This is a genomic window from Sphingobium sp. LMA1-1-1.1, assembly GCF_040676365.1.
GTDB lineage: Bacteria > Pseudomonadota > Alphaproteobacteria > Sphingomonadales > Sphingomonadaceae > Sphingobium.
Map to the genome: position 1 here is coordinate 749,730 of NZ_JBEGHS010000001.1, position 14,203 is coordinate 763,932.

Here is a 14,203-nt window from a genome sequence, read left to right on the forward strand (position 1 = left end):
GCCAAGGACGATCAAGGATGCTCGCATGGCCAGCATGGCGCCGGACGGCGCGTCGGCTCTATCCAGTTGAGTTTCGGAGAATAACGTGTCGCAAACGGTGCCCGGACAAGTGCCCGTCCTGTCCATGGGCAATATGGACAAGGCCGACTTCGCCGCGGCTTTCGGCGGTTCCTTCCAGCGCTTCGGCTTCGCCATGGTGAAGGATCATGGCATGGACCAGGCGCTGATAGACAGGGGCTGGGCACTGGTCCGCCGGTTTTTCGCCCTGCCGGAGGGGGTGAAGCGCCGCTACGATGCCGCCAATAATGGGGGTCAGCGCGGCTACACGGCCTTTGGCGTGGAAATCGCCAGGGGCGCGAGCGAGAATGATCTCAAGGAATTCTGGCATGTCGGACGCGACCTGCCCGCGGGCGATCCGCTGGCGCAAAGCATGCCGCCCAATGTCTGGCCGGACGAACTGCCGGAATTCCAGGCGACATTCGCGCCTCTCTATGCCGAATTCGACCGCGTCGGCGGGGAACTGCTGTCCGCCATCGCCCTGTTTCTGGGGCTGGAGGAGCAGTGGTTTGAAAAGCCGGTCAAAAACGGCAATTCAATCCTGCGCCTGCTCCATTATCCGCCCGTCTCTGCGGAAGCGCCGGGCATCCGCGCCGGCGCGCATGAGGATATCAACCTCATCACCCTGCTCCTGGGCGCGGAGGAAGGCGGGCTGGAGCTCAGGGATCGCGACGGCAACTGGCTGCCCGTGGTCCCGCCGCCCGGCGCCCTTGTCATCAATGTGGGCGACATGCTCCAGCGGCTGTCCAACCATTATCTCCCTTCGACCAGCCACCGCGTCGTCAACCCGCCGCCGGAACGGCGCGGCCATTCGCGCTATTCCATGCCCTTCTTCCTGCACCTGCGACCGGATTTCCTGATCGACGCGCTGCCCCAATGCGTGGATGCGGACCACCCCCGCCGCGACCCGCCGATCACCGCGCACGACTATCTGTCGGAACGGTTGCGCGAAATCGGCCTGATCAAGGGGTAAGGGCGGCGATTCAGGAAAATGTGGGCCGGGAAAACCCGATGGAACAGGCTATCTGCGCCCGCGCGCCATGGTGATCCCGATCTCCTCGCCCTTCTCGCTCAGGGCCAGCTTGACGATCTTGACCTCGACATGGGTCACCTTGTCATCCTGCAGGAAGATCGTCTCGATGATATGGTCGGCCACCGCCTCGATCAGCGTGAAATGCTGCCCCTCCGGCAGAGCGGTGGTCGCGGCATGTTTCAGGTCCATGTAATTTTTGGACCGCGACAGCGGCGTGTCGGGATCATAATGATCCGCGATCTTCAACCGCGCCCTGATCGATATGCGCAGCGGTTGCGGCAGGTGCGTCTCCTCCGAATAGATGCCGGTCAGGACATCCACGTCCAGATTATTCACCTCCAACGTCAGAAAATCGTCAAATACGCTGTTCATAGCTCGCCACATTCGGGCCCTCCCTGCCGCGGGCGGGCCCCAGTTTAGACTTTTATTTTGCCAGCCACGCGCTAAAGCCCGCCGCTCTCGGCGCGTCCATGCGCCATTGAGGACGGATCGGCAAGACGTGTCTGTGATAGTGCCCCTCAAGATAATGTCGCATGACGCGGTTGAGCGGTTGCTGGATGCGGCCTTCGGCCCTGACCGGCACGGGCGCACCGCCTATATGATTCGCGACGGCATGCCCTGGCTTCCCGAACTCTCCTTCGGCATGAGGGATGAGGACGGCCGGCTCATCGGTTCGCTGCAAAGCTGGCCCGTGGCGCTCGTCCATGCGGACGGCGGCCGGATGCCGCTCATCATGGTCGGCCCGGTCGCCGTCGATCCGGCGGTGCAGGGCACCGGGCACGGCCGCGCGATGATGGACGCCGTCGTCGCGGCCGCCCGCGCGCAGAACAGCGCCCCGCTGATGATGATCGGCGATCCGGAATATTATGGTCGCTTCTGGGGCTTTTCGGCGGAAGGGACCGGCGGCTGGAACTGCCCCGGCCCGTTCGAGCCGCGCCGCCTGCTGGCGCTGTCGGTCGACGGCCGGCCCATAGGGGGCACGGGCATGCTGGGTCCGCGCGCCATTGCCCGCGCCTGAAATTTCCCTTTTGCCTTCGCCTTCAAGCGCCCCTATCTCGGCCCCATGCCGATGGAGCCGCCCCCTGATCTTTCCAGCCTGTCGCTGACCGACGTCGCCCGCCTGCTGGCGGAAAAGCGCCTGCCGCCGGTCGAGAAATGGAATCCGGACCATTGCGGCGACAGCGACATGCGCATCGCCCGCGACGGCATCTGGTTCCACCAGGGTTCGCCCATCGGGCGGGAAGCCATGGTCCGCCTCTTCTCGACCATCCTGCGCCGCGAACCCGATGGCGGCTACGTCCTGGTCACGCCGGTCGAAAAGCTCTCGATCGAGGTGGAGGACGCCCCCTTCCTCGCCGTGGAGCTCAAGAGCGAAGGCGAAGGCCGGGCACGCAGCCTCGCCTTTCGGCTCAACACGGGCGATCTGGTCGCCGCCGGGCCGGACAACGCCCTTGTCCTGCGCGAAACGCCTGACGGACCGCATCCCTATCTCCACGTCCGCGGCGGGCTGGAGGCGCTGGTCGCCCGCAGCGTCTATTATGAACTGGTGAACCTGGCGCTGGACGAAGGCGCCGAACCAGTCGGCCTCTGGAGCAACGGCGCCTTCTTCGCGCTGGACGGGTCGGCATGACGCTGGCGGAACGGCTGCGGATCGCCCTGAAGGAGGGGCATGAGCGGGAGATCGGCCTGATGCCGTCCGACACCCGTGATCCCCGGATCGACGGCGACATCATGCTGTCTCCTGCGGCCGTGCTGGTCGCGATCACCGACCGTCCCGAACCCGGCCTGATCCTGACCCAGCGGTCCGCCAGGCTGCGCAAGCACGCCGGGCAAGTCGCCTTTCCGGGCGGCCGGGTCGACGACCACGACCCCGACGAAATCGCCGGCGCGCTGCGGGAAGCGCAGGAGGAAATCGGTCTCCTGCCTGACCTGGTCGACATCATCGGCACGTCGGACCGCTATCACACCTTCACCGGCTTCGACATCGTCCCCGTGCTGGGCGTGATCCCGCCCGACCTTCCCCTCCTCCCCCAGGAGGCCGAGGTCGCGGAACTGTTCGAACTACCCCTCTCCTATGCCCTCAATCCCGCCAACCGGATCAGAAAGTCCATGGAGTTTCAGGGCATTGAGCGGCATTATTACGAAATATTCTGGGAAGGACGACGCATCTGGGGCATCACCGCCGCCATCCTCGCCAATCTGTCGCGCAGGCTAGGCCATGACCAGCCTGCTGCCTGACGCCGACTGGCGCCACCGCCCCGGCCTGGACGCGCTGCTCGACGCGCTTGGCGCGGAACAGGGCCTCGTCCGCTTCGTCGGGGGCGCCGTCCGCGACGGCCTTCTGGGCCTGCCGGTCAACGATCTCGACATCGCCACCATATCGGAACCGCAGTCGGTCATCGACCGCCTCAGGGCCGCCGGAATAAAGGCCGTGCCCACCGGTATCGACCATGGCACGATCACGGCCGTCATCCATGGCTGGCCGGTGGAGATCACGACCCTGCGCCGCGACGTCAGCACGGACGGCCGCCGCGCCACCATCGCCTATACCCATGACTGGCGCGAAGACGCCGCCCGGCGGGATTTCACCATCAACGCGCTCTATGCCGACCCGCTCACCCACGCCATCACCGATTTCTTTGGCGGCGTCGCCGATCTGCGCGCGCATCGCGTCCGCTTCATCGGCGATGCAAACGCCCGCATCGCGGAGGATCATCTCCGCATCCTGCGCTATTTCCGCTTCCTGGCCCGCTTCGGCCATGACGAGCCGGATGTGGAGGCTTATGCCGCCTGCCGCGAAGCCGCCAACAGCCTGATGGCCCTGTCGCGCGAACGCATCGCGGACGAACTGCTCAAGCTGCTCGCCCTGCCCGCCCCGCTGGCCTCGTTCCAACTCATGGTCGACGGCGGCATATTGCTGCCCGTCCTTCCGGAGATCGACCAGGACGGGCTGGCCCGCCTGTCCACACTGATGCAGCGGGAAGCCGCCTCCGGCACCAGTCCGTCAGCCCTGCGCCGTCTTGCCGCCCTGCTCGCCCATGATCCGCGCACCGCCGAACAAGTGGGCGCGCGCCTCAAATTGTCCAACAAGGCCCGCAAGCGCCTGGCCACCGCGCTGGAGGGCGCCACGGCCCCCATGCCCCCTCGCGCCCTCGCCTTCCGAGTCGGCTTGGAGGGCGCGATCGACCGCATCCTGCTCGATCCTTCGGCTCCGCTCGACGGCCTGAAGACACTCGCTGACTGGACGCCGCCACGCCTGCCTCTGGGCGGCGGCGCCCTCATTGCCCGCGGCCTTCAGCCCGGCCCGGATGTGGCAAAAGCCCTGGCCGAGGTCCAGGATATCTGGGTTGCGGAGGGTTTTCCCGACGAAGCCCGCCTCGCCGAAATCGCGGATCAGACCGTTTCGAAATTCCAGCGCGCCCGCCAATAGTCATAGGCGTCGCTCTCCGGCATCGGCCGCGCGAAATAATATCCCTGCCCCTGCCAGCAGCCCATATTCTGCAGCGCATGGGCAAGCTGCTGCGTCTCGATCCCTTCGGCCGTGACACGCAGTCCCAGCGATTCGGCCAGCGACAGGATGGTGCGGACCATGACCACCTTGTCCCGGTCCTCCAGCATGGAGGTCACGAAACTGCGGTCGATCTTCAATATGTCGATCGGCAGGCTGTGCAGGCTCGCCAGGTTGGAATAGCCGGTGCCGAAATCGTCCATGGCGATCGGCATTTGCAGGTCCTTGAGCGCGAACAGCAGCTTACGCGCCTTTTCCGGGTCCGCCACGATCGCGCTTTCGGTCAGCTCCGCGGTCAGGCGATTGCCCGAAATTCCCGAATAACGCAGCGCTTCCTCGAACATGGAGGCGACATCGTCCCGCGCCATCTGGATGGGGGACAGGTTCACATTGATGCCGACGGGCAGCGACTGTCCGAATTTCGCGTCCCACCGGCTGAGCGCCTGCGCCGCCTCATAGGCAGCCCAGCGACCCAGCGAGGTGATCTGGCCACTCTCTTCCGCCACGGCAATGAACTCGGCGGGCGACACATGGCCCAACTCTTCATCCTGCCATCGAGTCAGGGCCTCGAAGCCCGTGATTTCACCAGTCTGCAGATGGATCAGCGGCTGGAATGCCAGGGTCAGTTCTCCCTGCGCCAGCGCGTCGCGCAACCGGCTCTCGACGGAAAAGCGCCGCTGCGCTTCCTTCAGCACGCCGTTGCGATAGATTTCCACCTTGCCGCTGCGCTTGGCGATCTTCACCGCGGCCTGCGCCTTGCGCACCACATCTTCCGGGTCTTCGGTCAGGCTGGTCGACAGGGCGCATCCGATCGCGCAATCGACCCGGATCTGCAAATCGCTCAACCTGATCGGATAGCTCAGCCCATCACGAATACGCTGAACAATATGAAGAGCGTCCGACAAGCCATTGTTCAGGCGTGCAAAAATAGCAAAGTCATTACCGCCGATGCGGGCCAGCACGTCCCCCTGCCGCAGGCTGGACTTCAACCGCTTGGCCACGGTGATCAGCAATTCGTCGCCGGCCATTGGCCCCAGCGACTCATTGACCCGACTGAACCGGCTCAGGTCGATGGCAAGGATGCCGAACTGCGCATTGTCGGGCCAGCTCGTATTGGCCAACCGGTCCTCGATCTCCTCGCCGAACCCCGTCCGGTTGGGCAATGCCGTCAGACCGTCGGACAGCAATTCTCGCCGGAGATTCTTCTCCATCGTGCGGTCGCTGGTGCGATCAAGCGCCGTGAACAGGAAAAGGTCGGACTCGCCGTCCCGCTTGGGCAGGCGTCCGACCGAGCAGCAGAAATATTCCGGCCCCAGCGATCCGTCGCGGCGCAATTCGAAACTTTCCGAATCACGGCCCGACCGGACGCTCTGCACGATCCGGTCGCGCCATTCGGCCGCGTGCGGTTTTTCCGGCTCGCCTGAACCACTCACCCTGAAACGGTGGTGGAACGGCGCATTGGCAACTACCGTTGATAAATGATTGTTTGCAAAGGAAAGTACCGCTGCGGGATAAGGCAACGCCGCCAGCCATTCGGTGATCGCCAACCCATGCGAAAGATGCGCTCCGTCCTGCCCCGCAAGGAGCTGTCCGCCCGGCATTGAGATTGGCCGATCGCGCATCGACATGGATTCCATAGGGCCGGCGATAGGCCCAAAGGGTAAATTTTCGGGAAACAACATTCCCGATTCCGACGCGATGGCAACAAAAAATCGCTTTCTCAGAAACGGTTATCGCGTGGAAAGCCGGTTGGCGGCATCCGCCCCGCCGCGCCCCTTGCAACGCGCCATGGCGTCATGTCCGCTTCCGTGCGAACCCGCCCGGATTCTCCCCCCATGGCCCAGCTCAGGCCATCCGACAGGCGGAACGCGATCGCGTCGGACAGGCCGCCGTCACGATAGCGCTGCATCTGCACGCCCTGCCCCCGCGCCATGCGCGGCATTTCGATCAGCGAGAAGACCAGCAGCTTCCGGTTTTCACCCACCACGGCGACGCTGTCCGCCTCCGGCGCGATGGGATGCACGACACTCAGCTTCGCGCCGGTGCGTACATTGACCACCTGCTTGCCTTTGCGCGTCTCCGCGATCACATCGGCGACCGTCGCAACGAAGCCGCGCCCGTCCGAGGATGCAAGCAGCAATTCGCCGCCGACGCGGGCAGGCAGAAGCGCCACGATATTGCCGGTGCCGTCCATGTCGACCAGCGATCGCACCGGGTCGCCAAAGCCGCGCCCGCCCGGCAGCTTGTCCGCGCCCAGCGTGAAGATGCGCCCGGTCTCCGTCGCCAGCAGCAGCTTGTCGGTGGTCTGCGCGTGGAAGGCGATCATCGGACCATCGCCTTCCTTGAATTTCAGCGTGTCGGCCGAGGCCAGGTCGCGATGCCCGCTCATCGCCCTGATCCAGCCGCGTTCGGACAGGATCACGGTGATCGGCTCGCGCTCGATCATCGCCTCCAGCGGGATTTCCCGCGCCGGCGCCGCTTCCTCGACCAGCGTGCGCCGGCGGCCGAAATCGCTTTCGGGCGAATAGCGCTTGCGAAGGTCGGCCAGGTCCTTCTTCAACCGCGTCCGCTGCCGCGCCGGGCTTTCGACCAGCCTGGTCAGCTCGTCGCGTTCCTTCAGCAATTCGGAATGCTCGCGCCGCAGCTCCATCTCCTCCAGCTTGCGCAAGCTGCGCAGCCGCATGTTGAGGATCGCCTCGGCCTGCCGGTCGTTCAGGCCGAACTCGGCCATCATCACCTCCTTGGGCTCATCCTCGGTCCGGATGATCTCGATCACCCGGTCCAGGTTCAGATAGGCGATAATATAGCCGTCCAGCAGCTCCAGCCGCGCCGCGATCTTGTCCAGCCGGTGCTGCGCGCGCTTCACCAGAACGTCGATCTGGTGCCTCAGCCATTCGACAAGGACGGTCTTCAGGCCCAGAACGCGGGGCGTGCGCGTCGCGTCGAGCACATTCAGGTTCAAGGGAAAACGGTTTTCCAGATCGGTCAGCCGGAACAGGCTGTCCATCAGCACGTCCGGATCGACGGTGCGCGCGCGCGGCTCGATGACGATGCGGATCTCCGTATCGCTCTCGTCGCGCACATCGGCCAATATGGGCAGCTTCTTGTCGTTGATCAGCACGGCGATCTGCTCGATCAGCTTGGATTTCTGCACCTGAAAGGGGATCTGCGTGACCACCGCGACCCAGGTACCGCGCCCGCCATCCTCCTTGTGCCAGCGCGCACGGGTTCGAAACGATCCCCGCCCCGTCGCATAAGCCTCTGAAATTATGGAAGCACTGTCCACCAGCACGCCACCAGTGGGAAAGTCCGGACCGCGCACGATCTGCATCAGCTCGGCATGTTCGGCTTCCGGATTTTCAATCAGCAGGCTCGCCGCATCGATCAGTTCCGCGACATTGTGCGGCGGAATGCTGGTCGCCATGCCGACAGCGATACCGGTGGCGCCGTTGGCCAGCAGATTGGGGAACAGGCCGGGAAAGACCTCCGGCTCCTGGTCCTCGCCATTATAGGTCGGGCGGAATTCGACGGTGCCTTCGTCCAGCCCCGCCATCAGGTCGGCCGCGGCCTGGGTCAGCCGCGCCTCGGTATAGCGCATCGCCGCCGCATTATCGCCGTCGATATTGCCGAAATTGCCCTGCCCATCCACCAGCGGCGTGCGCAGCGAGAAATCCTGCGCCAGACGCACCATGGCGTCGTAGACCGAGGCATCGCCATGCGGGTGATATTTGCCGATGACGTCACCAACCACGCGGGCGCATTTCTTGTACGACGTGGTGTTGCGCGCCGGATTGGCGACCAGCACATCGGGCGACGCGCCGCCCGGCTCCATCCGCAGCAGCCGCATCGCCCACAGCAGCCGCCGGTGCACCGGCTTCAACCCGTCGCGCAGGTCCGGCAACGACCGCGCCGTGATGGTGGAAAGCGCATAGACGAGATAGCGCTGGGACAGCGCATCGTCGAACGGGTGATCCTTGATAGCGTCGAACGGGTCGCGAAATTCGGTCATCGCAGGGGGGAATAGCAGTGCCGCGACGAAACGGAAACGGGGTTTAATCCCGAAGATGCCGACCGGAATGGCTCAGGCCGGTCGCCACCTGCCCCGCGACCGCCACGCGCGCCTGCCACTCCGCCGTGCTCCCACCGCCCTGCCGTGCTCCTGCGAAGGCAGGAGCCCAGTTCCGACGCCGCGATTTCATGCCGCGACAGAAACAGCATCCCATAAACCGCTAGCCCGCGTCCCACCCCTCCGCAACACCACCCCCATCATCGCGGCAGAAACCGGGCCTCCGGGTCCGCGGCGATTTCCCGCCTGAATTCCGCGGAAATCCAGTCGCGAAAGGCCTTCACCTTGGCCGTGTTGCGGGCGTGGGCAGGATAGACCACCCAATAGCTCGCCCGTTCCCGGACATAGGATGGCACCGCCTCCACCAGCAATCCCGCCTCCAATTCCGTCCTCCACATGAAGGGATTGACGATGGCGACGCCATGCCCGGCCATCGCGGCGCGGCCCTCCATTACCTGGGAATCGAGCGCGATGGCGGGCGGCAGCCCCCTGCCGTCCTCGTCCACCCCCATGGCGACGAACCATTCCTGCCACCAGCTATCGCCGGGCGACAGCCGCGGCATGGCGTGCAGCACCCGCGCATCGGCAATCGGCCCATTGGCCGCCAGCCATGCCGGGCTGCAAAGTGGCGCCAGCCGGTTATGGGTCAGCAGCTTGGCCTCCAGCCCCGGCCATTCGCCCCGCCCGCCCCGCACCGCCACGTCGACGCCGTCGCGGGCGAAGTCCACCACCCGGTCGGTCGCGTCGATCCGCACGGCCAGCCCCGGCTGGCGCATCTGGAACGTCCCGATCCGCTGCGCCAGCCAGAGATGGGCGAAACTGTTGGTGCAACTGATCGTCAGGATGGTCGAATGATCCTGCGTCAGCGCGGCGAACCCCTCCCGCATCTGGTCGAAGGCGCGGGACACGACCATGGCGATCTCGCGCCCCTTCTCGGTCAGCGTCACTTTCCGCCCCGTCCTCTGGAACAGGCTGATGCCCAGCCGCTCCTCCAGCAATTTCACCTGATAACTGACGGCCGCCTGCGTCATCCCCAACTCCTGCGCGGCGGCTGTGAAATTCTCCAGCCTTGCCGCGGCTTCGAACACGCGAACGGCCGACAGGGGAGGCAATGGGTTCATCCGGTTCAGATAAGCCAGACTTATGATTCGCGTCCATCCTTTTGTTGGCTGCCGCTACGGAAATCAGCGATAGGAATTGCCACGAAACGCAATCCATTCACCGGATCATTCATGGAAAGGCACGTCATGCACTTGTCGAACGACGCCCGGTTGCCCACCCGCAGCCTTGAAACCACCAGCGGCCTTTCAGGCCTCCTCACCTCCATCATGCAGGCCTTCTGCGCGCTTCATCGCATCAGCTGGTCGGCCCCCTGGACGGAACAGGGGCAATGAGATCCGCCAAAAATCGCCAGGATCGTTCAACAGGGCTTGCACTATCCGCGCCACGCGCCAACTTGCGCCCGTGCCCGATTCCCGTCTTTCCCCTGTTCCCGATCTTCCCCCTCCGCCGCCCGGGCTGCTGACCGGCGCCGCCTTGTTCCTCGATTTCGATGGAACCCTGGCTCCCATAGCGGATACGCCCGACGGGGTGGTGGTCGATGACGATCTGCTCACCCTTCTGGAGCATTTGCGCGACCGGCTGGATGGCCGGCTTGCCATTGTCAGCGGCCGTTCCGTCGCGACGCTGCGCGATTTCGGCTTCGACCAATTCCTGCTGGCCGGCACGCACGGACTTGAGCTGGCGGAACCCGGCCGCCCGGTCGAGGCGCCTGCCCGCCTCCCCGCCATCAACGAGGCCGAAGCCGCCTTCCAGACCTTTGCCGCCGGAAAAGCCGGCGTCCTTGTCGAACGCAAGACAATCAGCGTCGGCCTTCATTTCCGCGGCGCACCACAATGGGGTCAGGAGGCCGGCGACCTCGCCACCGGCCTGGCGGATCGGCTCGACCTTGCCCTGCAACCGGGCAAGATGCTCTACGAATTGCGCCCCGGCGGCGCCGACAAGGGCAGCGCCATCCGCGCGCTGATGCGCCGCGCGCCCATGGCAGGCGGCACACCGCTGTTCATCGGGGACGACGTGACCGACGAAGAGGGTTTCGCCGTGGCGCGCGACCTGGGCGGCGCCGGCATTCTCGTCGGCGTGCCCAGGGCAACGCTCGCCGCATTCTCTTTGGAACAGGTTGCCGCCGTCAGGCATTATCTTGCCCAGGGGGTTGCTGGCGCCGTCTGATCCGATCGTCCGGCACCCCTGTCATGCACGAACAAGGGGGACGGACCAATAGCAACGCAGAAAAACGAACTTCCGGGCGGGAATGAACGCTCGCTCGACCTGTGGCCCATCGGCAATTGCCAGGCATCGGCGCTGATCGACTGCGCCGGGCGCATGATATGGGCCTGCGTGCCCCGCGTCGACGGCGACCCCGTATTCTCGGCCCTGCTGGACGATGGGGCCTGGGACGAGCCGGATTCGCGAGGCTTCTGGGCCATAGAGCTCGAGAATTGCGTCCGGATCGAGCAGCATTATATCCGCAATACTCCCGTGCTGGTGACGCGCCAGACCGATGGGCAGGGCAATGCGATCGAGCTCTATGATTTCTGCCCGCGCCACAAGCATCAGGGCCGGATGTACCGCCCGGTGGCGTTCGCCCGCGTCGTCCGGCCGGTGTCAGGCAGCCCGCGCGTACGGGTCAGATTGCGTCCCACCACCTCATGGCATTCGGAACGGGTGCCGATCAGCTATGGCTCCAATCACATCCGGCTGGTACTGTCCTATATGGCAATGCGCGTTTCCACCAATGCGCCCATCGGCCTCATTTCCCAGGAAAGCTGGTTCCGGCTGGAACATGACATGCATTTCTTCCTGGGTCCGGATGAGAGCTTTTCCGACGCCCTTCGCCCCGCCGTGGAGCGGATGCTGGACGACACGATCCACGAATGGCAAATCTGGGTCCGCGGCCTGGCGATTCCGGCCGAATGGCAGGAGGCGGTGATCCGCTCCGCCATCACGCTCAAGCTTTGCCAGCATGAGGAAACCGGCGCCATCGTCGCCGCGCTGACCACCAGCATCCCCGAACATGCCGACAGCGGCCGCAACTGGGATTATCGCTATTGCTGGATCAGGGACGCCTATTACACGGTGGAGGCGCTGAACCGGCTGGGCGCGCTGGACGTTCTGGAAAGCTATCTCGTCTATCTCCGCAACATCGTCGATGGCGCGCGGGGCGGCCATATCCAGCCCCTCTACGACGTGCGCGGCAAAGCCACGCTGGAGGAGCGGGAGGCGCAGAACCTGCCCGGCTATCGCGGCATGGGGCCGGTTCGCGTCGGCAATGCCGCCTATTCCCAGGTGCAGCATGACGCCTATGGCCAGATCGTCCTGTCCTCCGTTCAGGGTTTCATTGACCAGCGCCTGCTGCGCATGGCGGGACTGTCGGACTTCGAGGCGCTGGAGGCGGTCGGCGAACGAGCGTGGCAGGTCTATGACCAGCCTGACGCCGGCCTGTGGGAATTGCGCACCCGCGCCCATGTCCACAGCTATAGCGCGGTGATGTGCTGGGCGGCATGCGACCGCCTCGCCCATGCGGCAGCTGCTCTCGACCTGCCGGAACGCGAGGTTCATTGGCGCGAGCGGGCGGAGGTCATGAAGGCACGCATCCTCCAGTCAGCGTGGCGGACCGACAGCAATGCCATCTCCGCCAATTTCGAGGACGATGCCAGGGACGCCTCCCTGCTCCAGTTGATCGACCTGCGTTTCCTGACGGCCGACAATCCCATGTTCCTGGGAACGCTGAAGGCGCTGGAAAAGGATCTGCGCCGCGGCAATGACATGTTGCGCTATAGCGCGCCGGACGATTTCGGGGAGCCGGTCACGGCCTTCAACGTCTGCACCTTCTGGCTGATCGAGGCGCTGCACCGTACGGGACGCGGCGAGGAAGCCCGCGCCCTGTTCGAGGAGATGCTGTCCCGCCGCACCGCCGCCGGGCTGCTTTCCGAAGACATCGATCCCGTTACCGGAGAATTGTGGGGGAACTATCCCCAAACCTACTCATTGGTCGGCATCATCAATTGCGCCGTGCTCTTGAGCAAACCGTGGAGCGTGATGCGATGAGGCGATTGCTGTGGAGGCGCTCGGCATGAGCCGCCTGATAGTCATTTCCAACCGGGTCAGTCGCCCGACCAAGACCGGCAACCAGGGCGGCCTCGCTGTCGCGCTTTCCCAGGCCCTTAGGGAAAGCAGGGGCATATGGGTCGGCTGGTCCGGAGAGGTCACCGAGAATTTCACCGGCCAGATCGGCTTTTCCGAGGATGAAGGGGTCAAGACCGCGACGATCGACCTGGAAGAGCAGGATGTCGACGAATATTATAATGGCTATGCCAACAAGACGCTGTGGCCGCTGTTCCACTTCCGCATCGACCTGGCCGAATATGCCCGCGATTTCGAGGGCGGCTACAACCGTGTCAATCAGCGCTTCGCCGACACGACCAGCCCGCTGATCGAACCGGACGACATCATCTGGGTCCAGGATTATCACATGATCCCGCTCGGCCGGATGCTGCGCGACCGGGGCCATGACAATCGCATGGGATTCTTCCTGCACATTCCCTGGCCGCCGACGCGGCTGCTGGTGTCGCTGCCCCATCACAGCAAGCTGGTTCAGACGCTGTTCGCCTATGATGTCGTCGGCTTCCACACGGAGGAATGGCTGGAGTCCTTCCGACACTATGTGGAGCGGGAGATGGGCGGATCGGTGGACGGCGATTTCGTGACGCTGGGAAACCGCACGATCCAGGCGATCGCCTGCCCGATCGGCATCAACGCGCAGGAATATGCCAGCGCCGCCGTCAGCGACGCGGCGAAGGATATGTATGAAAAGGTCCGCCGTTCGCTTCAGGATCGTCCCATGATCGTGGGCGTCGACCGCCTCGACTACAGCAAGGGGCTGGAAGAGCGGTTCAACGGCTATGCCCGCTTCCTGAAGGATCATCCTGAACAGCATCGCAACATCGTGCTGACGCAGATCGCGCCGCCCTCCCGCGGGGAGGTGGAAAGCTATCAGCAGATCCGCGCCACGCTCGACGCGCTGGCGGGCCGCATCAACGGCGAATATAGCGACGTCGACTGGACGCCGATCCGCTACGTGAACCAGGGCTATCCGCGCGACAAGCTGGCAGGGATATATCGCGCGGCGAAGATCGGCCTGGTCACGCCGCTGCGCGACGGCATGAACCTGGTCGCCAAGGAATATGTGGCGGCACAGGATCCCGACGATCCGGGCGTCCTCATCCTTTCGCGCTTCGCCGGCGCCGCGCAGCAGCTCAAGGACGCGCTGCTGATCAACCCCTACAGCCCGGAGGAGATGTCGGACGCGATCACCCGCGCCCTTGCCATGCCGCTCGACGAACGCAAGCGCCGCTGGCGCGCCATGATGGACATCGTCGAGAAACAGGACATCAGTTGGTGGCGGCAGCGCTTCACAGAACGGTTGATGGCGGTACAGCGCAATGGCGAGCTGAAGCCGGAGGCGCAGCCCGCTTAACTT

Annotated in this window: 13 protein-coding genes; 9 read left to right on the forward strand and 4 right to left on the reverse strand. The window is 64.7% G+C overall.

What is annotated here, in order from left to right:
• The first annotated feature begins 85 nt into the window (after window positions 1–85).
• Window positions 86–1,030 carry an isopenicillin N synthase family dioxygenase gene (locus tag MRBLMA1_RS03655; RefSeq protein ID WP_363735063.1) on the forward strand — a complete coding sequence of 315 codons (945 nt, stop codon included), beginning with the start codon at window positions 86–88 and terminating at the stop codon, window positions 1,028–1,030.
• Between the two features lie 48 nt (window positions 1,031–1,078).
• Here the strand turns inward: MRBLMA1_RS03655 and MRBLMA1_RS03660 are convergent, their stop codons facing one another.
• Entirely contained in the window at window positions 1,079–1,462 is a 384-nt protein-coding gene (locus MRBLMA1_RS03660; protein ID WP_363735064.1) for a dihydroneopterin aldolase, read from the reverse strand.
• 133 nt (window positions 1,463–1,595) lie between these two features.
• On the opposite strand from MRBLMA1_RS03660, the gene MRBLMA1_RS03665 reads away from it, so the two are divergent.
• The 4 genes from MRBLMA1_RS03665 to MRBLMA1_RS03680 are packed head-to-tail and all read left to right on the forward strand — an operon-like array spanning window position 1,596 to window position 4,520.
• Entirely contained in the window at window positions 1,596–2,108 is a 513-nt protein-coding gene (locus MRBLMA1_RS03665; RefSeq protein WP_414714752.1) for a GNAT family N-acetyltransferase, read from the forward strand.
• A 45-nt stretch (window positions 2,109–2,153) separates the two neighbouring features.
• Window positions 2,154–2,720 (forward strand): DUF1285 domain-containing protein, encoded by a 567-nt coding sequence (locus MRBLMA1_RS03670; RefSeq protein ID WP_363735065.1) that lies wholly within the window; start codon window positions 2,154–2,156, stop codon window positions 2,718–2,720.
• Entirely contained in the window at window positions 2,717–3,328 is a 612-nt protein-coding gene (locus tag MRBLMA1_RS03675) for a CoA pyrophosphatase (RefSeq protein WP_363735067.1), read from the forward strand. The genes MRBLMA1_RS03670 and MRBLMA1_RS03675 overlap by 4 nt, the downstream gene beginning before the upstream one ends.
• Window positions 3,309–4,520, forward strand: a complete 1,212-nt coding sequence (locus MRBLMA1_RS03680) for a CCA tRNA nucleotidyltransferase (protein WP_363735069.1) — start codon at window positions 3,309–3,311, stop codon at window positions 4,518–4,520. Before MRBLMA1_RS03675 ends, MRBLMA1_RS03680 begins: the two co-directional genes overlap by 20 nt.
• Here MRBLMA1_RS03680 and MRBLMA1_RS03685 read toward each other — a convergent pair.
• The 3 genes from MRBLMA1_RS03685 to MRBLMA1_RS03695 form a co-directional block, all read right to left on the reverse strand.
• Window positions 4,484–6,226, reverse strand: a complete 1,743-nt coding sequence (locus tag MRBLMA1_RS03685) for a putative bifunctional diguanylate cyclase/phosphodiesterase (RefSeq protein ID WP_414714611.1) — start codon at window positions 6,224–6,226, stop codon at window positions 4,484–4,486. The two genes, MRBLMA1_RS03680 and MRBLMA1_RS03685, sit on opposite strands and share 37 nt — an antisense overlap.
• Window positions 6,227–6,318: 92 nt before the next feature.
• Window positions 6,319–8,607: a DNA topoisomerase IV subunit A gene (gene parC / locus MRBLMA1_RS03690; RefSeq protein ID WP_363735073.1), complete on the reverse strand. Its 2,289-nt coding sequence runs from the start codon at window positions 8,605–8,607 to the stop codon at window positions 6,319–6,321.
• A gap of 257 nt (window positions 8,608–8,864) precedes the next feature.
• Window positions 8,865–9,785 (reverse strand): LysR substrate-binding domain-containing protein, encoded by a 921-nt coding sequence (locus MRBLMA1_RS03695; RefSeq protein WP_363735074.1) that lies wholly within the window; start codon window positions 9,783–9,785, stop codon window positions 8,865–8,867.
• Between the two features lie 111 nt (window positions 9,786–9,896).
• Here MRBLMA1_RS03695 and MRBLMA1_RS03700 point away from each other — a divergent pair, with 111 nt between their 5' ends.
• From MRBLMA1_RS03700 to otsA, 4 genes are all read left to right on the forward strand, one after another.
• Window positions 9,897–10,058 carry a hypothetical protein gene (locus tag MRBLMA1_RS03700; RefSeq protein ID WP_363735076.1) on the forward strand — a complete coding sequence of 54 codons (162 nt, stop codon included), beginning with the start codon at window positions 9,897–9,899 and terminating at the stop codon, window positions 10,056–10,058.
• 70 nt (window positions 10,059–10,128) lie between these two features.
• Window positions 10,129–10,893, forward strand: coding sequence for a trehalose-phosphatase (otsB, locus tag MRBLMA1_RS03705; protein WP_363735077.1), 765 nt, complete (start codon window positions 10,129–10,131; stop codon window positions 10,891–10,893).
• 99 nt (window positions 10,894–10,992) lie between these two features.
• Entirely contained in the window at window positions 10,993–12,771 is a 1,779-nt protein-coding gene (locus MRBLMA1_RS03710; protein WP_363735396.1) for a glycoside hydrolase family 15 protein, read from the forward strand.
• Between the two features lie 25 nt (window positions 12,772–12,796).
• A complete protein-coding gene (gene otsA, locus MRBLMA1_RS03715; RefSeq protein WP_363735078.1) occupies window positions 12,797–14,200 on the forward strand; it encodes an alpha,alpha-trehalose-phosphate synthase (UDP-forming) in 1,404 nt (467 codons plus the stop codon).
• Window positions 14,201–14,203 lie beyond the last annotated feature (3 nt).

What these genes read in the sequence shown, in the direction of transcription:
- MRBLMA1_RS03660 (WP_363735064.1), bottom strand. Translation starts at nt 1,462, where the DNA reads ATGAACAGCGTATTTGACGATTTTCTGACGTTGGAGGTGAATAATCTG.
- MRBLMA1_RS03670 (WP_363735065.1), top strand. Translation starts at nt 2,154, where the DNA reads ATGCCGATGGAGCCGCCCCCTGATCTTTCCAGCCTGTCGCTGACCGAC.
- MRBLMA1_RS03675 (WP_363735067.1), top strand. Translation starts at nt 2,717, where the DNA reads ATGACGCTGGCGGAACGGCTGCGGATCGCCCTGAAGGAGGGGCATGAG.
- MRBLMA1_RS03680 (WP_363735069.1), top strand. Translation starts at nt 3,309, where the DNA reads ATGACCAGCCTGCTGCCTGACGCCGACTGGCGCCACCGCCCCGGCCTG.
- MRBLMA1_RS03685 (WP_414714611.1), bottom strand. Translation starts at nt 6,226, where the DNA reads ATGTCGATGCGCGATCGGCCAATCTCAATGCCGGGCGGACAGCTCCTT.
- parC (WP_363735073.1), bottom strand. Translation starts at nt 8,607, where the DNA reads ATGACCGAATTTCGCGACCCGTTCGACGCTATCAAGGATCACCCGTTC.
- MRBLMA1_RS03695 (WP_363735074.1), bottom strand. Translation starts at nt 9,785, where the DNA reads ATGAACCCATTGCCTCCCCTGTCGGCCGTTCGCGTGTTCGAAGCCGCG.
- MRBLMA1_RS03700 (WP_363735076.1), top strand. Translation starts at nt 9,897, where the DNA reads ATGGAAAGGCACGTCATGCACTTGTCGAACGACGCCCGGTTGCCCACC.
- otsA (WP_363735078.1), top strand. Translation starts at nt 12,797, where the DNA reads ATGAGCCGCCTGATAGTCATTTCCAACCGGGTCAGTCGCCCGACCAAG.